General features: G+C 64.3%; 15 protein-coding genes. 11 read left to right on the top strand and 4 right to left on the bottom strand.

Annotated features, from left to right (window positions below; all coding sequences use genetic code 11):
• Window positions 1-236 precede the first annotated feature (236 nt).
• Together U5A57_RS20055 and U5A57_RS20050 are read right to left on the bottom strand one after the other, a co-directional pair.
• Window positions 237-2510, bottom strand: a complete 2274-nt coding sequence (locus U5A57_RS20055) for an EAL domain-containing protein (RefSeq protein WP_321913407.1) — start codon at window positions 2508-2510, stop codon at window positions 237-239.
• Window positions 2511-2864: 354 nt separating this feature from the next.
• The gene (locus U5A57_RS20050) at window positions 2865-5078 is read right to left on the bottom strand and encodes a glycoside hydrolase family 3 C-terminal domain-containing protein (protein WP_321913406.1); all 2214 of its coding nucleotides are present in this window, start codon (window positions 5076-5078) and stop codon (window positions 2865-2867) included.
• Window positions 5079-5585: 507 nt separating this feature from the next.
• Here U5A57_RS20050 and U5A57_RS20045 point away from each other — a divergent pair.
• Entirely contained in the window at window positions 5586-6023 is a 438-nt protein-coding gene (locus U5A57_RS20045; RefSeq protein WP_321913405.1) for a carboxypeptidase regulatory-like domain-containing protein, read from the top strand.
• A 131-nt stretch (window positions 6024-6154) separates the two neighbouring features.
• Here the strand turns inward: U5A57_RS20045 and U5A57_RS20040 are convergent, their stop codons facing one another.
• The gene (locus U5A57_RS20040) at window positions 6155-7069 is read right to left on the bottom strand and encodes a LysR family transcriptional regulator (protein WP_321913404.1); all 915 of its coding nucleotides are present in this window, start codon (window positions 7067-7069) and stop codon (window positions 6155-6157) included.
• Window positions 7070-7298: 229 nt separating this feature from the next.
• On the opposite strand from U5A57_RS20040, the gene U5A57_RS20035 reads away from it, so the two are divergent.
• Both U5A57_RS20035 and U5A57_RS20030 read left to right on the top strand, forming a co-directional pair.
• A complete protein-coding gene (locus tag U5A57_RS20035) occupies window positions 7299-8162 on the top strand; it encodes an NmrA family NAD(P)-binding protein (RefSeq protein ID WP_321913415.1) in 864 nt (287 codons plus the stop codon).
• Window positions 8163-8278: 116 nt separating this feature from the next.
• Window positions 8279-8989 (top strand): GNAT family N-acetyltransferase, encoded by a 711-nt coding sequence (locus U5A57_RS20030; protein WP_321913403.1) that lies wholly within the window; start codon window positions 8279-8281, stop codon window positions 8987-8989.
• Between the two features lie 13 nt (window positions 8990-9002).
• Here the strand turns inward: U5A57_RS20030 and U5A57_RS20025 are convergent, their stop codons facing one another.
• On the bottom strand, window positions 9003-9968 hold the full coding sequence (locus tag U5A57_RS20025) for a GlxA family transcriptional regulator (RefSeq protein ID WP_321913402.1): 966 nt from the start codon (window positions 9966-9968) through the stop codon (window positions 9003-9005).
• Between the two features lie 109 nt (window positions 9969-10077).
• On the opposite strand from U5A57_RS20025, the gene U5A57_RS20020 reads away from it, so the two are divergent.
• From U5A57_RS20020 to U5A57_RS19985, 8 genes are all read left to right on the top strand, one after another.
• Window positions 10078-10371, top strand: coding sequence for a hypothetical protein (locus U5A57_RS20020; protein ID WP_321913401.1), 294 nt, complete (start codon window positions 10078-10080; stop codon window positions 10369-10371).
• A gap of 109 nt (window positions 10372-10480) precedes the next feature.
• Window positions 10481-10915 carry a BON domain-containing protein gene (locus tag U5A57_RS20015; RefSeq protein ID WP_321913400.1) on the top strand — a complete coding sequence of 145 codons (435 nt, stop codon included), beginning with the start codon at window positions 10481-10483 and terminating at the stop codon, window positions 10913-10915.
• Window positions 10916-11066: 151 nt separating this feature from the next.
• The gene (locus U5A57_RS20010) at window positions 11067-11942 is read left to right on the top strand and encodes a GNAT family N-acetyltransferase (protein WP_321913399.1); all 876 of its coding nucleotides are present in this window, start codon (window positions 11067-11069) and stop codon (window positions 11940-11942) included.
• A gap of 16 nt (window positions 11943-11958) precedes the next feature.
• Window positions 11959-12885 carry a glyoxylate/hydroxypyruvate reductase A gene (locus U5A57_RS20005; protein ID WP_321913398.1) on the top strand — a complete coding sequence of 309 codons (927 nt, stop codon included), beginning with the start codon at window positions 11959-11961 and terminating at the stop codon, window positions 12883-12885.
• Between the two features lie 202 nt (window positions 12886-13087).
• Complete coding sequence (locus U5A57_RS20000; protein ID WP_321913397.1) at window positions 13088-14506, top strand: aspartate aminotransferase family protein; 1419 nt, start codon at window positions 13088-13090, stop codon at window positions 14504-14506.
• Window positions 14507-14550: 44 nt separating this feature from the next.
• On the top strand, window positions 14551-15051 hold the full coding sequence (locus U5A57_RS19995) for an Lrp/AsnC family transcriptional regulator (protein WP_042269347.1): 501 nt from the start codon (window positions 14551-14553) through the stop codon (window positions 15049-15051).
• 166 nt (window positions 15052-15217) lie between these two features.
• Window positions 15218-16690, top strand: a complete 1473-nt coding sequence (locus U5A57_RS19990; RefSeq protein ID WP_321913396.1) for an NAD-dependent succinate-semialdehyde dehydrogenase — start codon at window positions 15218-15220, stop codon at window positions 16688-16690.
• Window positions 16687-17658: a M14 family metallopeptidase gene (locus U5A57_RS19985; RefSeq protein WP_321913395.1), complete on the top strand. Its 972-nt coding sequence runs from the start codon at window positions 16687-16689 to the stop codon at window positions 17656-17658. The genes U5A57_RS19990 and U5A57_RS19985 overlap by 4 nt, the downstream gene beginning before the upstream one ends.
• The last annotated feature ends 36 nt before the right edge of the window (window positions 17659-17694 follow it).

Raw genomic sequence — 17694 nt, 5'->3', positions numbered from 1 at the left:
TGACTCCGCTCCGAAGAACAGATTCAGGCCGCCACCGCATCAAGCGCCCACACTTATCGGCTGTAAATTTTTAAAGAGCAATTCGTCTTAATCGCTTCGTTTTCGTTCGCAGCGATCAGCGAAGGAGGCGAATTATGCGGGTCATTTGGGATATCGTCAAGCGACTTTCTAAAAATTATTTTTAGGGGTCGCTACGCCGACTATTTAGCGTCGCATCGCCTTGACGACCGCCATGCTTAAGCGCTGACGCTCTCGACCACGCTTTCGGGAAGCGGCTGGGGCAACCCGACACAAAACCCCTGCGCATAGTCGATGCCAATCCCGCTGAGGCGCCCGATGATCGCCTCGCTTTCCACAAACTCGGCGATGGTCGCCTTGCCCGCGGCGTGGGCCACCTGATGAATCGACTGGACGATGGTCCGGTCGAGGTCGCTGCTGGCAATGCCGCGCACGAAGCTGCCGTCGATCTTCAGGTAGTCCACCGGCAAGCGCTTCAAGTAAGTGAACGAGGACATGCCGGAACCGAAATCGTCGAGCGCGAAGCGGCAACCCAGCGCGCGCAGGCTCTCCATGAGAGCAATCGCTTTCGATAGATTGGTGATCACGGCGGTTTCCGTGATCTCGAAGCACACGCTTTCGAAGCGGATCCCGCAGCGTTGCTGCTGCTGCACGATATACGCGAGCAAGTCGTCGTCGCCGAGCGACGCGCCGGAAAGGTTGATCGACCAGACGTTTGCCGCAAGATGGCCCGCCGCGATGGCTTCGAAAGCACGGCCGATCACCCATCGGTCGACCAGGGGCATCAAGTTGAAGCGCTCGGCCGCCCCGATGAAGTACGCGGGGGCAATCACGCCGCCCGATTCGTCGACCATGCGTAGCAGCAGCTCGACGTGCACTTCCTCGCCGGCAGGCCCCTCTTTGAGCGACTTGATCTGTTGCGCGTACAGGCGGAACTGGTCGTGCTCGAGCGCCGCTTTTACGCGTGCCACCCACTCCATCTGCATGTGGGTGGTCGACTGGAGCTGATCTTCGAGGCAATACCGATGCACGCGGTTGCGGCCTTTTTCCTTGGCCATATAACAGGCGACATCGGCCGCCTTCATGACGTCCCACGTCGAAGTCTGCGTGGCGTCTACGTCCACGACGCCAATGCTCACGCCAGTCGTCAGCAAGCGCTGGTCCCATGGCAGGCGAATGACCGTCACGGCCTCCCGCAGATCCTCCGCGACCCGCAGGGCGTCGTCGATGCAGCACTCCGGCAGCACGACGCCGAATTCATCGCCGCCCAGGCGCGCGAGGATATGCGCAGTTCGCAGTTGTTGCTGCAACGCGCCGCCCACGCTGCGAATCAATTCATCGCCGGCCGCGTGGCCACATGTATCGTTGACGACCTTGAACTGATCGAGATCGAGGAACATCACCGCGTGCGGGCGTGCCCCGGCATTCTCGAGCAAGCCCGATAGCCGGCGCTCGAATTCGCGGCGGTTCAGCAGACCGGTCAAATGATCGTGCGTAGCTTGATATTCGAGTTCGGCAGCATGCTGGCGCTCCGTGCTGGCGTCACGAAGCACCATGACCGTGCCCAGCATTTCCTCTTCGTCGTCGCGGATCGTCGCCACGGAGCACGCCACGGGCAAGAGCGAGCCGTCCGGGCGCGTCACCGAAAGTCTGCGCTGCGCGTCGTCAGCCACTGCTGCGCGGTTGTGCAGATACTGAGCGGTGACGATATTGCCGGAGCGCTCGTCGTAGAGATCACAAACGTCGAACAGCGGCTTTCGGTAGATGTCGCGCGAGGGACGTCCGAGCATGCGCTCGGCGGCGGCGTTGCAATAGGTCACGCTCGCCGCGTTGTCCAAGCGGATCACACCGTCGTCGATCGAAGCGAGCGTCGCTTCGGTAAGGCTCTTTTCCTTTGCGGCTGCCGCCTCCGCGCGCTTAAGCCCGGAGATATCGAAGAGGCAACCGACGATACGCGTCGCGCGCCCGCTCTCATCGCGTATGGCCTTGCCGCGCCCCCGGCACCACAGGTATTGACCATCGGCCATTCGCAGCCTGTACTCGACGTCGTAGAGGCTGTCATGCTTCAGGTGATTGACGATGGTCTCGCGTAAGCGAAGCAGATCCGCCGGATGCACGAGCGCGTTGAACGCGCGCGTGTCCATGGGGAGGGCGCCGTCGCCATAGCCGAGTTGCTGATACAGATAGCGGGAATAGTAGGCACGGTCGCTGACAAGGTCCCAGTCCCATAGTCCGGCATTGATGCCTTCGAACCCGAGGCTCAGACGCTCTTCGCTCAAACGCAAATGGGCGGCAAGGCGCTGGAAGACGCGCAGCAGCAGCACCGTGGTGCACGCGAGCACGATCACGAGCCACGCGATTGCAGCGCGGGAGTGCTGGGCAAGCACGGCCGCCGCCACGGCGCTCACCCACGCAGGGACGAGCACCGCAACGATTCGGCCACGGCGGTTGCCTTTGGTAAGCCAGTTCACTGCGCGTGTGATCAGTCTCATGGCTGATTTAGTATTCTTTTTGGTTCAGCTTCCATGCGTCGCGTGCGCGCGGCACTACGAGACAGAGTCACAGTGAAGCGTAATGGTGTGAGTCTGGAAAACGCGCAAACGGAGGAAGGCCCACGGACGGGTGGGTCAGTTTATCCCGTTTCCCTATTCAGAATGAATGGGGATTACCCGCGGAAATCAATTGCGTTGGCGGGAATTTGCGTTTGCATGCTTGCGCACGCGAATGATAGATAAGGAAAGACTTGCGAATTTAATTCTGAATCGGCTCGCAAACGTTCGCGAGCCGTGCGCTCTCACATATTCAAGCATGGAGGCTGGCAACGCAGCCTCCATTTGCCCTCCTGATTACCGGCTCTGCAGGCGGATATCGCGCGAAGACGCACCCACATACACCGCGCTGCCGGACACGTAGGCCCAGTCGTTACGCGTCGTGTCCCAAACGCTCTGTGCGCGTTCGGTAATCGTCACGCGCACCGGCTGCGACTGGCCCGGCTTCAGGAACACCTTCTGGAAACCCACCAGACGATGCGGCGGCTCGCCGGCATAGCTCACGCCCAGATACACCTGCGCCGTTTCCGCACCGGCCACGCGGCCATCGTTGCGCACCGTGAACGACGCCGTGAGCGTATGTCCCGGGCCCTGCTTCACCGTCAAGCCCGAATAGCTGAAGTGCGTATACGACAGGCCATAACCGAACTCGTAAAGCGGCGTGATGTTGTTCGCGTCATACCAGCGATAGCCCATGTCCAGCTTTTCTGCGTACACGGGATCGGTCGCGAAGGCGCCGTTCGTTCCCCACGTTGGCGTGTCCTGATCGCGCGCCGGGAACGTGACCGGCAGCTTGCCCGAAGGGTTCACCTGGCCGAACAGCACGTTCGCAATCGCTTTGCCGCCGCCCTCGCCCGGATACCATGCCTCGACGATTGCCGCGACCTGGTCCTTCCACGGCATCAGCACCGGATTGCCGCTCTCGATGATCACGATCGTGCGCGGGTTAGCCTTGGCAACGGCCTCGACCAGCTGATCCTGGTTCGACGGATTCGCGAGACTCAGGCTTTGCAGGTCGCCGAAGTCCTCACCCGCAGGCTGCGCCACGACGACGATCGCCACATCGGACTGGCTTGCGAGCGTAGCGGCCTGGGTGATTTCCTGCTGCGTATAGGCGCGGAACGGCTGCGTCTGGTCCGTGTTGCCCGCAAAGCTCACCTGCGCCGAAGGCGCGAGTTGCTGGATCGCCTGCGTGATCGGCGTATTGAGCTTGAGCCACGGGTTGGTCCACCATCCGCAGCCCGTGGACGAAGCGAACGTGAGCCCGCCGCAGCCCGAGAAGTTGCCCGTCACCGGATCGCGTGTGTTGCCCGAGCCACCACCGCTCAGCACGGCCGTATCGGCATGCGCGCCGATCACCGCGATCTTGTGCAGGCTCGGCGCCGAAAGCGGCAGCTGGCTGTTGTCGTTCTTCAGGAGAACGATGGATTGCTCTTCTGCGGCCTGCGTGAACGCGTTGTACTTCGCGAAGTCGATCGTAGCGCCTCCCTGAGCCGGATGGTCCAGCACGCCGGTGCTGATCATCACGTAGAGCTTGCGTCGCACCATGTCGTCCAGGCGGTCCTGCGAGACTGCCTTCGAGGCGATCGCCTGCTTGACCAGATCGGGCGTGAGGTAGACCGTGGGGCCTACGTCCTCTTCCTCGTCGAGGCCCGCGTTGATCGCCGGTGCCGTACTATGCGTCGCGCCCCAGTCCGACTGCACCTGGCCCTGGAAACCCCAATCCTTCTTCAGCACGTCGGTCAGCACATGCGTGTTCTCACATGCGTAAGTGCCGTTCAGGCGGTTATAGCTGCACATCACGCTGCCAGGCCGCCCTTCCTTCGCGGCGATCTCGAACGGCAGCAGATAGAGTTCGCGCAGCGTGCGCTCGTCGATCTGGCTGTTGCCGCCCTGCCGGCCCGTTTCCTGTTCGTTGCCGACGTAGTGCTTGATCGTGGCGATCACCTGCTGGCCCTGTGTGCCGATGGTGCGCGCCGCGAGCATTTCGCCCGCCAGCACGGGGTCTTCGCCGAGATACTCGAAGAGGCGCCCGCCGCGCGGTTCGCGCGCGAGGTTCGTGCCGCCGCCCAGACCCATGCCGAATCCTTGCTCGCGCAACTGGTCGGCTATGCGCGCGCCGAAGTCGCGCGCGAGATACGGGTCCCAGCTTGCCGCGAGCGCGATCGTCGCGGGAAAGGTCGTGCTCTTCTGGCTCGTGCTGCCCGAGCCCGTTGCGGAATCAACCATGTTCAGGTCGGGAATGCCCAGACGCGGCACACCCTGGATATAGCCCGCGCCGCCGCCGGGCACGGCGCTCATTTGATACTCGGAATGGATGAACTGCAGCTTCTCGTCCTGCGTCATGCGCTTGAGCAGCAAGTCCGCGCGTACGTGCGCACCGAGGTTCTGAGGGACGGCCATCAACGGCATTGGCAATGGATAAGGTACGTCGTTGCTGCTGTCGCCGGCATAGGCGGTAGCGGCCATCGCAACCAGTACGGTGGCGGTGGGCCAACGGGTGATCCTCATATGTCTCTCCGGGATTTCTAATACGTTATGGAGTACTGATCAGAGCGGTGAACAGGTCTGGCAGAGCGGCCGTCCGCGTCAGACGCCGACGAACTTCCTGCGGGGGAAACTGGCGTGGCCATTGCGCGCAAACGTTTGCTTGCGTGCTTGCGCGTGGACCCCGCCGGTTGATGTAGCAAAACTCCAAATAATCATACAAAAACTATTGAGTCGCCTTACGGGCTTTTATCTCAGTATTTTCCCGGCTGGCGCTAACTAACACGCATGAAAGGTACGAAATTGACAGCAAAACGTAATATTCGAGTAATGCGATTGTTGCGAACACAACGGTAAACCGCCATTCGATGTGAATGGCATGACGTTCGCAAATACCGAGCAACCCCCCGTGACCCCAGCGCGCAATGCGCGACGCGGGCCGAAAAAAGCTAATCTGTTACGAGGCCTGCACAAGCGGCGGCGCTTGCGCCGCTGCGCGCGAAATCGACATCCCCGTAAGGAGTGACCACGATGCAAAGGCAACGCAAGGCTCCCCGAATCGCTTCGACCCTGCTCGTCGCGGCATGTGCATTCACCCTGGCAAGCGGCGCACTCGCGCAAACGGGCATGCCGCAAACGGAGCAGCAAGGCGACATCTCATTCGTGTCCGGCGGAGTTGGCCGCGACGAGTCCACGGCGCTGCGGCACGCGCGCAGCCAGTGGCCGCTCTCGCTGCTGTTTACCGGCCCCGGTTCGAGCTACGTCGCCGACGTGGATGTGAAGATCACGGGTGCCGGCGGCGCGACCGTGCTCGACACGCGTTCGCACGGTCCGTACATGCTCGTGCGGCTGCCGAGCGGACGCTATACGGTCACTGCCACCTATAACGACGTCACGAGGACACAGCGCGTGAACGTCGCCGGCAACGGCAGCGCGCGTGCGACGTTCTCGTTTCCGCACAAGCACTAAGCCGTATCGCATCTCCAGCCTGCCGTAATGACTCGCGAGGCAGCCGCGCTACCGTTGACGCGAGAGAGTCGGCCGCGGCAACTCGTGCTCACGATCTGACCGCAACGCATGCCGCTGCAAGGTATCCGCAATCAATGCGCCGCGGCCCAGTCGACGGTGAAGTCGATGAATGCGCGCGTCTTTGCGGGCGTGTATTGGCGCGAGGGATAGTAGACGTAAAGCGGAAAGCGTTCGTCAGGCCAGTCGGGGAAGAGATTCACCAGCCTGCCATCGGCAATTAGCGGTTCGGCGCCGAGAAGAAGCATTTGCGCAATGCCGGAACCGGCCAGACACGCATTGAGCAATGCGCCCGGATCGTTTACGGTCAGCCGCCCATGCGTCGCCACCACGACATGCTTGCGCTTGCGATGAAACTCCCAGGGATAGGGCTTGCCTGTCTCGGGGTCGCGGAATTCGAGGCACCGGTGAGCGGTGCCTTCAAGATCTTCGGGACGCAGCGGCCTTCCCCGGCGCGAGAGGTAGGCTGGAGCCGCAACCGTCACCACGGCGGTATCGAGCAGCTTGCGTGCGACTAGCGTGGACGATCTCGGCTTGCCGAAGCGCATCGCGACATCGAAACCCTCCGCCACCAGGTCGCCAAGGCTATCTCTCGCGATGAGTTCGATCTCGAGTTCGGGGTGGGCGTCCATGAACCGGTCGAGCTGCGTGCCGAGAATCGCGCGATAGCACACCGGGTCCAGGTTGACCCGAAGCCTGCCCCGCACCGCCGACGCGTTGCCCGATGCCGCAATCGCCGCCTCCTCGAGCCCCGCGAGATGCGGGACGACCTGCTCGTAAAAACGGCGGCCGCCTTCGGTGAGCGAGATCGATCGCGTCGTGCGATTGAAGAGCCGGATATCGAGGCGCTTTTCCAGCCGCGCAATTGCGCGGCTCACGCCGGGCGGCGACATGCCGAGCACGTCTGCCGCGGCGGCGAACGTCCCGGCGTCTACAACGGCGGCAAACACGCTGATCGCGCCGGAAATGTTCTCGAGTGTCGTTCTCAATGTCGTCGTTCAATCGCAGCCAGTTCGGCGGCCCGTGGCAGCCCGTGGCGATGAGGGATCGGCAATCCGATTCATGCGCCCGAGTCACTGATCTCGTGCCCTGCGCGGCATTTAGCTTCGGTCGCCGTGCGTCCAGAATGCGTCTCACCGAAACGGGATCAGGCAGCGCATGTCCGCCATCGCGTTCGGGCTTTTCGACAATCTCGTCGATGCATTCGGAGGGTTTCAAGTGTACGCAATTACAGGCATTACCGGAAAAGTGGGCGGTGCGCTCGCACGTACGCTGCTTGCCTCGGGGCAACCGGTTCGGGCAGTCGTGCGCGACGCCGCGCGCGCCGCGTCGTGGCAGGCACAAGGATGCGAACTGGCCACGGCAAGCATGGAAGACGCCGCAGCGCTTACCGCTGCCTTCAGCGGCGCGCAGGCCGTGTTCATCCTGCTGCCGCCACAGTTCGATCCCTCGCCTGGCTTTCCCGAATCCCGTGCGGTCATCGACGCCGTGTGCGCCGCGATCCGCCACGCGCAGCCCGGGAAAGTCGTTTGTCTGTCGACGATCGGCGCGCAGGCGCGAGAGAGCAATCTGCTCTCGCAACTCTCCTTGATGGAGCAGGCGCTGGCCGCACTGCCTCTGCCCGTGACCTTTCTGCGGCCCGGCTGGTTCATGGAAAACGCCGCGTGGGATGTCGCGTCCGCACGCGACGACGGCGTGATCGAGAGCTACCTGCAACCGCTCGACCAGGCCGTGCCGATGGTCGCAACCGCAGACGTTGGCCGTATCGCCGCCGAACTGCTCCAGCAAACGTGGAGCGGCACACGCGTGATCGAACTGGAAGGACCGCGCCGCGTGAGCGCGCACGACATAGCTTGCGCGTTTGCCCGCGTGCTCGGCAGGCCCGTGCGTGCGGTGGCGGTGAACCGGCGGGAATGGCAATCGCGTTTTATCTCGCAGGGCATGAAACATCCGGAACCGCGTATGCGCATGCTGGACGGCTTCAACGAGGGCTGGATCTGCTTCGAGAAGCCCGCCCACGAAATCGTCCGCGGGCAGGTCGACCTCGACACCGTGCTCGATGCGCTGGCAAAGGGTGCGTGACGAAAGGCATTGGCGCGATTGACGCCAAAGTTGGCGCGTTCGGCTGTGGTCCGCCGAACGCGCCGCAACTAGACTATCGTCGCAAACCCTCCACCTTCTCCAAGGAAGCGCGAATCATGCTCGATGTGCTGGCAACGAAATCCACGGGCAGCACGCCCGCGCTGGACAATACCGTGTGGCACGCGCTAACCGGCCGCCAGCGCCATCTTGCCGTCGGGAACGATGGCGCACTGCGGTATGCGCCCGCCATTGCGCCCTTTGCGGCGTTGATGGACACCACGCCCGAATCGTTCGACGCGTTGCGAGGACTCATCGAAGAACACGCCCCCGTTGCCCTGACCACGCTGGATGCCGTGCACCCGCCCGCCGGCTTCGCGCTGATCAGGCATGCCACGCTGCTGCAAATGGTCTGGCAAGGCGAACCCCATGCGCCCACGCAGGAGCATGTCCGGCTAACGGAGCGTGATGTGCCGGAGATGCTCGCGCTGGCCGCTGCAACGCAGCCCGGCCCGTTCGGTCCGCGCACCATCGAATTTGGCGGCTACGTTGGCGTGCGCAAAGCGGGCAAGCTCGTCGCCATGGCAGGCGAGCGCATGAAGGTCGAAGGGCACACCGAAATCAGTGCTGTGTGCGTGGACGCGGCGTTCAGGGGACAAGGGCTCGCGACGGGCCTGATGAAGCTGCTGGTGGCGTCGATCTGTGCGCGCGGCGAAACCCCCTTTCTGCACGTGCTCACGTCGAATCACGGCGCGATTGCGATCTATCGCGCGCTGGGCTTTGGCGAGCGTCGCGAGATGCATCTCACGGTGCTTGGCCTCGCGCCGTAGAAAAGCCGCACAGTTACAACAAGTCGGCGCGCAGCTCCCGCACCCCTCTTCCCAACCGCTGCCGCAACAGGCTGCGCAGCGTCGCGCCGTCGCCGTAACCGACTTCGGCGGCAATTCTCTCCAGGTCGAGCTTGCCGCTGCGCAGCAGCGACTGCGCATGCTCGACCCGCAAGTCCTGAAAGTACGCGAGCGGCGACTTGCCGAGCACGTCCTGGCAGCGCCGCTGCAAGGAGCGCGAGCTGGTTGCCAGCGCCTTCGCGGCGTCCTGCAGCGAAAATCCCGTCCTGAGATTGTTCCTCGCCCATTGCTCGAAGCGCTGAATGAGCGGATCGGCTTGCGCCAGATGATTCGGGATGATGTACGGCGCCTGCGAAGAGCGGATGTCGGCCAGCAGATAGCGCGAAACGAGCGATGCCAGTTCCGGGCTCGCAGACCGGATCAGCCAGAGCGCAAGATCGAGATGCCCCATGGCCGCGCCGGCGGTCACGCCGATATCCGAAGGCACGAGCATGCGCGATTCATTGAGTTGCACATGCGGATAGCGCTGCCGGAAGAACGGCGCGAGCGCCCAGTTGGTCGTGGCTTCGCGGTAATCGAGCAGCCCCGCCTCCGCGAGGATGAAGGTCCCGACGCACGAAGCGCCGACCCGCACGCCTTCCGCTTGCCATTCGAGCAAGCGCCCGATGCCGTGCTGAACGTCCGGGCGCTCGAACGACTGCATCAGTTCTTGTGGCGACAGCGTCACCAGTGCCGGCACGATCACCCAGTCCGGCTTCATGTCCTGCGCGACCGCCTGCACCGGCACGACCAGGCCGTGAGCCGAACGCACGCGCTTTCTCACCCCCACGAGCGTGACGTCGAAACGCGGCACGCCGCCCATGGCCGCCGCCGAAAGCTTGTTTGCGGCCGAGAACGCGTCGAGCGTGACGGAAAGCCCGGTATCGAACACGCCGTCGAGAGCCAGGACAGAAATGCGCATGGCGTAAATGCCTCTAAAGTTGTCGTTTGTGACAGTACAGCCGACGAGACCCCAACGATACACTCAATCGCGTTGCAAGTCGCAACAAACATTGAACACGGAGGTTGTCATGAAGGTTCTCGCCATTGGATCGATCGTCAAGGAACTCACCCCGGCGCAGCGCGACGAGATCATGCCGCACGAAGTGCCGGCCACGCTCAAGCTCTACCTGGACGGCAAGATCGAGCAGTACTGGTTCCGCCAGGACAAGCCCGGCGTGGTGTTTCTCATGAGCTCGGGCTCGGTGGACGAAGTGAAGGCCACGCTGGACACGCTGCCGCTCGTCGAGGCCGATATCCTCGCATTCGATCTGCTGCCGGTGGGCCCGCTCGCGCCGCTCGGTCTGCTCCTTCAAGGAAAGTAAGCGCAGCAAAGGAGGCGCCGTCCACGCATGCGTCATCGGTCGCCGGCGGCCTCCTGGCAGCCTTCTTCTCCTCGCCAGAGATTTCACCTACAACGTACTGATCCGCCGCTTGTATTCGATCCGTTGGCGGCTGTCGGGAAACCTGGGAAACCTGGCAAAGGGAAGAAGGATGAAAACTAACAGTCAATGCCAAATCGTCCGCACGCTGGTCTTCGCGGCCATCGCGAGTTGCGCGGGTTATGCGTACGCGCAAACGGCCGCGAGCGCGCCCGGCGAAACCTCCGCTCAAGAAGGTGCCCCCGCGCCATCGGGCCGCTCGGACAGTGCGCTGGTGCGTGACGTCCGCCGCGCCTTCACGCGCACGACGGGACTGAATTTCGCCAACATCCACGTCACGGCGCATCACGGCGTCGTCTCGTTGACGGGGTCGGTACCGCATGAGGTACAGATCGCGCGGGCCGGCGACGCGGCTGGGTCGGTAAGCGGCGTGACCTCGGTGTCCAACCACTTGACGGTGCGTACGGCCCGCAGCAGCGGACCTTGATTGGTGAACCTGAAAGAGGACTGAGAAGCGGACTGAGGAGCGGACTCGTCGGCGAATTCGATCGGCCGTACAGCAGGATCGTCCTATTCCCGTGGCGCGCATCCTGTCAAAGTCGAAGTTGACCTATCGAACTTCGATCAAGGAGCCCTCCGTGTCCGGCCAGCCCGCCTCCTCGACTCTCGTTTGCGAGACTTTCACCGAATCCGATATCGAGGGCGCCCACGCGCTTTCCCTGCAATTCCGTTGGCCGCATCGCAGCGACGACTGGCGTTTCGCCGCCGCGGCCGGGCACGGTTTCGTGGTTCGCGAAGGCAAGACCGTGGTCGGCACGGCGCTGTGCTGGCCATGGGGCGAGCATGGCGCGACGCTCGGTCTCGTGATCGTCTCGGCCGACCAGCAGGGCCGCGGCATCGGCCGCATGCTCATGGAGCGCCTGCTCGAAGCGCTCGGCCCGCGCATGACCGTGCTGCACGCCACGCAGGCAGGCCAGCCGCTCTACGAAAAGCTCGGCTTCGAGAAGATCGGCCTGCTGCATCAGCATCAGGGTGACAGCTTCGCGGCGCCCCTTGTCGAGCCGCCGCCGGGCGAGCGCGTGCGCCCGCTCGAACCGGGCGATACGCCGCGCTTGATCGAACTCGCGTCGCGCGCGAGCGGGCTCGACCGCGGCGCGCTCGTGCCGCCGCTGCTCGACGTGTCCGAGGGCGTGGCGCTCGTGCGTGGCGACACGGTGCTCGGCTTCGCGCTGTTGCGTCCATTCGGGCGTGGTCATGCGATCGGTCCGGTGGCCGTCGCCGCCGACGATGGATTGCACCTGCAGCGAGCCAAAGCGTTGATCGCCAACCGCCTGGCCGCCAACGCAGGCGCCTTCACGCGACTCGATACGCCCGATGAACAAGGCCTCGGCCCGTGGCTCGAATCGATCGGGCTCGCGCGCGTCGACTCCGTCGTGAAGATGGCGCGCAACGGCGCGCCCGTACGCGACCCGTCCGTGCTGCAATTCGCCATCGTCAATCAAGCGCTCGGCTGACTGCGAGGACCGCCCCATGACGCTCCTCTACAAAGCCGACCCCGAGCGCGGCAAGCAATGGGCGCAACTCTTCGCGCACAAGGCTCCCGACATCCCGTTCCGCCTGTGGCCCGATACCGGCGACCCCGCCGACGTGCGTTATCTCGCGGCGTGGCAGCCGCCCGAGAATCCCGCGCGCACGCTGCCCAATCTCGAAGTGATTTTCTCCGTGGGCGCAGGCATCGACCAGTTCGATCTCTCAGGCGTGCCCGACCATGTCGCCGTGGTGCGGATGATCGAGCCGGGCATCGTCGAAGGGATGGTCGAGTATGTGACGCAGGCGGTCCTGACCATCCACCGCGATCTGTTCGACTACGCCTTGCAACAGCAACAGCGCGTATGGCGCGCCCGGCCGGTGCGCGCCGCGGCGTCTCGGCGCGTTGGCGTGCTGGGGCTCGGCATGCTGGGCAGTGCGGTGCTCGAACGCCTGCGCCTCTTCGGCTTTGACTGCGCAGGCTGGAGCCGCTCGCCGCGCACCTTGCCAGGCGTTGCGTGCTATGCGGGCGCCGAAGCGCTCGACGCCTTCCTTGCGCGCACCGATATCCTCATCTGCCTGCTGCCGCTCACCGAAGCCACGCGCGGGCTGCTCGACGCCACGCTCTTCGCCAGGCTGCCGCAGGGCGCGTCGTTCATCAACGTCGGGCGCGGGCCGCAGCTCGACCAGCGGGCGCTGCTCGACGCGCTCGATAGCGGCCACCTGCACAATGCGATTCTCGATGTCGTGGACCCCGAACCGCTGCCGCCGGAGCATCCGTTCTGGACGCATCCGCGCGTGCGCCTCACGCCGCATATCGCCAGCGCCACGCGCCCCGAAACAGCCGTCGATGTCGTGCTCGAGAACATCCGCCGCCACCGCGACGGCTTGCCGATGCTCGGCCTCATCGACCGCACGCGCGGTTACTGAAGCGACTGGCGCTAAAAGGGCTCAGCAGAATATGCTGCGGCCCCCGATCAAAACGCCACAAACTCGCTATTTCGCGAATTATTTGGCGAAGCGTGTAACGGCATCGGCCCGGTAGCATGGAACGGTGAATCAACGGCCAATCAACGCCTGATCAATGGCCCAAGCGCCGCACTCCTCTGACTTTTCAGCCGGGAACCGAACCATGCCGAATCGCTCGCAGACTCTCTCGCTCATAGAAGCCGACCGCAAACATCTGATCCATCCCGTCGTGAACTACCGCGCACACGAAGCGCGCGGCGTGACCGTGCTCGACTCCGCCCAGGGCGTGTTCCTGCGCGACGCCGACGGCAACGAACTGCTCGACGCGTTCTCCGGCCTCTGGTGCGTCAACACGGGCTACGGCCATCAAAGCATCGTCGAAGCCGCTGCACGCCAGATGGCGCGCCTGCCCTACGCGACCGGCTACTTCCACTTCGGCTCGGAGCCCGCCATCGAACTGGCCGCGCAACTCGTCGAACGCGCGCCCGCTTCGCTGCAGCATGTGTACTTCACGCTGGGCGGCTCCGATGCCGTGGATTCTGCGCTGCGCTTCATCACGCACTACTACAACGCTACGGGCCGCCCCGCGAAGAAGCACATCATCGCGCAGGAGCGCGGCTATCACGGCTCGTCGGCGGTCGGTGCGGGGCTCACTGCATTGCCCGCGTTTCATCGCAACTTCGACTTGCCGCTCGCCACGCAGCATCACATTCCCTCGCCTTATGCGTATCGCAGCGAGCATGCGGACGACGCCGCGCTCGTCGCCGCTTCGGTCGCCGCGCTCGAAGCGAAGGTCGCCGCACTCGGCGCCGAAAACGTCGCCGCGTTTTTCTGCGAGCCGATCCAGGGTTCGGGCGGCGTGATCGTGCCGCCCGAAGGCTGGCTGAAAGCCATGCGCGAAGCGTGCCGCAAGCTCGATATTCTGTTCGTCGCCGATGAAGTGATTACGGGTTTTGGCCGCACGGGCCCGCTCTTCGCGTGCCAGGCCGAAGACGTCGAGCCGGATCTGATGACCGTGGCCAAGGGCCTCACGGCAGGCTACGCACCGATGGGCGCTGTGCTGATGTCGGACGCAATTTATCAAGGCATTGCCGATGGCGACAGCGCCGCTGTGGTCGGCCACGGCCACACGTATTCGGCGCACCCGGTGAGCGCGGCCATCGGCCTAGAAGTCATGCGCCTGTATCACGAAGGCGGTCTGCTCGCGAACGGCGTGGCGCGCGCACCGCGCTTTGCCGCCGGGCTCGACGCGCTGCTCGCGCACCCGCTCGTGGGCGACTCGCGTCACCGCGGTTTGCTCGGCGCGCTCGAACTCGTGGCCGACAAGGAGAGCAAGCAGCGCTTCGACGCATCGCTCGGCCTGCCCGATCGCATCGCCGCCGCAGCGTACGGCAACGGCCTCGTATTCCGCGCGTTCGGCGACGGCATACTCGGCTTCGCGCCCGCGCTTTCGTACACCGAAAGCGAGTTCGACCTGCTGTTCGAGCGCCTCGAAAAAACGCTCGACGACGTGCTCGCGCAGCCCGAAGTGCACGCTGCATTGAAGGTAAAGAATGGGGTCAGCGCCCGTGTCGCCGCGTGATAACATCACTCGATACTTCGACATGCGGGGCCGCCCCCATCACGATGAGCAACGACTGCAAGCTGGACCGAATCGATCTGCGCATCCTCTCGCAACTGCAGAAGCGGGGGCGCATCACGAATGTCGAACTGGCCGACGCAGTCGGGCTGTCGCCCAGCCCCTGCCTGATCCGCGTGAAACGTCTGGAGAAGGCGGGGTTCATCGTCGGCTACGGCGCGCAGATCCAGCTGGAAAAGCTCGGCGACGTGCAGATGGTGTTCACCGAGGTCACGCTCGCCGACCATCGCCGCGAGGACTTCATCAAGTTCGAGAAGGCCATACGCGAAGTGGACGAGGTGGTCGAATGCCATCTTGCGAGCGGCGGCTACGACTATCTGCTGAAGTTTGTCGCGCGCAGCGTGAGCCACTATCAAAGCATTGTCGAAGGGCTGCTGGAGCGCGACATTGGCATCGAGAAGTACTTCAGCTACGTGATCATCAAGACGGCGTTCGTCAAGACGCACTATCCGCTCGAAACGCTGTTTTCGCAGAACCTGCATTCCTGAGCATGGGCAACGGACGTGAGGCACGCGCCTCGCGCTCTCTCGCCTCGCATCCATTTTCTCGCGCACGCTTCGCGCTGAAACCTCACGGTTTCGGCGCGCTGGTCGTGCGCGCTCATTGCCTCGCATCGAACCACCGACTTCCGCATGGGCGGAAAGGAATCGGCATATGACTACGCGTTACCCCTTGAGCGCGCTGATTCGCAGCGACAACTTCATCGACGGGCAATGGGTGCCCGCCGCCTCCGGCACGCGCTTCGCCGTGACCGATCCCGCGACCGGCAACACGATCGCCGAGATCGCCGACAGCGATGCGAGCGACGCCCGCGCCGCCACCGACGCCGCCGCGCGCGCGTTCCCCGCGTGGCGCGACACGCTCCCCGCGCAACGCGCCGCGATACTGCGCCGCTGGCATGCGCTGATCGTCGAGAACGCCGACGAGCTGGGTCAACTGATCTCGCTCGAGCAAGGCAAGCCGCTGCACGAAGGGCGCGGCGAAGCCATGTATGGCGCGTCGTATGTTGCATGGTTCGCCGACGAGGCCACGCGCATCTACGGGGACATCATCCCGCAGCAGCAGCGCGGCAAGCGCATGAGCGCAGTGAAAGAACCGGTGGGCGTGGTCGCGGCAATCACGCCCTGGAACTTCCCGCTCGCGATGATCGCCCGCAAGATCGCCCCTGCCTTGGCAGCAGGCTGCACAGTGGTCGGCAAACCGGCCGAAGACACGCCGCTCACCGCGCTCGCGCTCGTGATGCTCGCGCACGAGGCGGGTGTGCCGCCTGGCGTGCTGAACCTCATCTGCGCTTCGCGCGAGCGCGGCGTGAGCGCTGTGGCCGACTGGCTCGCCGACAGCCGCGTGCGCAAGATCACCTTCACCGGTTCGACGCCCGTGGGCAAGCATCTCGCGAAAGAATCGGCGGGCACGCTCAAGAAGCTCTCGCTCGAACTGGGCGGCAACGCGCCGTTCATCGTGTTCGACGACGCCGATCTCGATGCGGCTGTGGAAGGCCTCATGGCCGCGAAATTCCGCAACGGCGGGCAGACCTGCGTGTGCCCGAATCGCGTGTACGTGCAGTCGGGCGTGTTCGAGCGCTTCGCCGACAAGCTCGCCACGCGCGTGGCCGCCTTGAAAGTCGCGCCCGCGACCGACCCCGCCGCGCAGATCGGCCCGATGATCAACGCGCGCGCGGTCGAGAAGATCGCCCGCCACGTGGACGACGCCGTGAGCCGCGGCGCCCGCGTGCTCACGGGCGGCAAGCGCCTCGCGGAACTGGGCCCGAACTGGTACGCGCCCACGGTGCTCGCAAACGCCACGCCCGACATGCAGCTAAGCTGCGAAGAAACCTTCGGCCCGGTTGTGCCGCTGTTCCGCTTCGAGAATGAAGCCGACGCCATCCACGCCGCGAATGACACGCCCTATGGCCTCGCCTCGTACTTCTACAGCCAGGACGTGCGCCGCATCGACCGCGTCGCGCGGCAGCTCGAAGCGGGTATCGTCGGCATCAACGAAGGCGCGCTCGCCAGCGAAGCTGCGCCCTTTGGCGGCGTGAAGGAATCGGGCTATGGCCGCGAGGGCTCGAAGTACGGGCTCGACGATTATCTCTGCCTCAAATACCTCTGCCAGGGAGGGCTTGCATGAGCACCTATCCGATCGAAGTTGCGTTTCCTGACCTCGCCGCGCACGAGCGCAGCGAAACCGGCATCCCCTATGTGCATACGTTCGATTCGGGCGTGCCCGGCCCGCACGTGATGATCAACGCGCTCACGCACGGCAACGAGGTGTGCGGCGCGATCGTCGTCGATGCGTTGCTGCGCGCGCGCTTGCGGCCACGACACGGCAAGCTCACGCTCGCGTTCGCGAACGTGGAGGCCTATGGCCGCTTCGATCCTGCGTGCCCCGACGCCGCGCGTTTCGTCGATCAGGACTTCAACCGCGTATGGACCGCGCAGGCACTCGACGACCTCACGCGCGACTCGAGCGAACTGCGCCGCGCCCGCGCGATGCGGCCCGTGATCGACGACGTCGATCTGCTGCTCGATCTGCATTCGATGCACGAGAAGTCCAGGCCGCTCATCGTCGCGGGGCCGCTCACGAAGGGCGTCGAACTCTCGGCGCGGCTTGGCGCGCCGGCCACCGTCATCTGCGACGAAGGCCACCCTGAAGGCCGCCGCATGCGCGACTACGAAGGCTTCGGCGACGCTGCAAGCGCGAAGAACGCGCTGTTGATCGAGTGCGGACAGCATTGGGAAGCGAGCGCCGTGACCGTGGCGCGCGATGTCACCGCGCGCTTTCTGCTGCTCTCGGGCGTGGTGGACGAAGCGGACCTGCCCGCGGGCTGGCTACAGCCGCTGCCACCGGAAATGCGTGTCGTGCGCGTGACGGAGCCCGTGGTGGCGAAGAGCATGGACTTTCGTTTCGCGGGCGAGTACACGGGCCTCGAAGTGTTCCCCAGGGCGGGCGCCGTGATCGGCTGGTCCAACGGCGAGCCGGTCGTCACGCCCTACGACGACTGCATTCTCGTGATGCCTTCGCTGCGCCAGTTACGCCCGGGCGTGACCGTGGTTCGGCTTGGCAAGATCGAGCAGCGCATCGATCAGAAGCGCTGATGCGCTTTCTTTTTTTATTTAGGCAAACGAACGAAT

The organism is Paraburkholderia sp. J11-2 (assembly GCF_905220185.1).
Lineage (GTDB): Bacteria > Pseudomonadota > Gammaproteobacteria > Burkholderiales > Burkholderiaceae > Paraburkholderia.
This window is presented reverse-complemented; position numbering and strand designations above follow the sequence as displayed.

Bases quoted from the DNA above. Each gene is read 5' to 3' on its own strand.
- U5A57_RS20055 (WP_321913407.1), bottom strand. From the start codon at position 2,510: ATGAGACTGATCACACGCGCAGTGAACTGGCTTACCAAAGGCAACCGC.
- U5A57_RS20050 (WP_321913406.1), bottom strand. From the start codon at position 5,078: ATGAGGATCACCCGTTGGCCCACCGCCACCGTACTGGTTGCGATGGCC.
- U5A57_RS20045 (WP_321913405.1), top strand. From the start codon at position 5,586: ATGCAAAGGCAACGCAAGGCTCCCCGAATCGCTTCGACCCTGCTCGTC.
- U5A57_RS20030 (WP_321913403.1), top strand. From the start codon at position 8,279: ATGCTCGATGTGCTGGCAACGAAATCCACGGGCAGCACGCCCGCGCTG.
- U5A57_RS20025 (WP_321913402.1), bottom strand. From the start codon at position 9,968: ATGCGCATTTCTGTCCTGGCTCTCGACGGCGTGTTCGATACCGGGCTT.
- U5A57_RS20020 (WP_321913401.1), top strand. From the start codon at position 10,078: ATGAAGGTTCTCGCCATTGGATCGATCGTCAAGGAACTCACCCCGGCG.
- U5A57_RS20005 (WP_321913398.1), top strand. From the start codon at position 11,959: ATGACGCTCCTCTACAAAGCCGACCCCGAGCGCGGCAAGCAATGGGCG.
- U5A57_RS20000 (WP_321913397.1), top strand. From the start codon at position 13,088: ATGCCGAATCGCTCGCAGACTCTCTCGCTCATAGAAGCCGACCGCAAA.
- U5A57_RS19995 (WP_042269347.1), top strand. From the start codon at position 14,551: ATGAGCAACGACTGCAAGCTGGACCGAATCGATCTGCGCATCCTCTCG.
- U5A57_RS19990 (WP_321913396.1), top strand. From the start codon at position 15,218: ATGACTACGCGTTACCCCTTGAGCGCGCTGATTCGCAGCGACAACTTC.
- U5A57_RS19985 (WP_321913395.1), top strand. From the start codon at position 16,687: ATGAGCACCTATCCGATCGAAGTTGCGTTTCCTGACCTCGCCGCGCAC.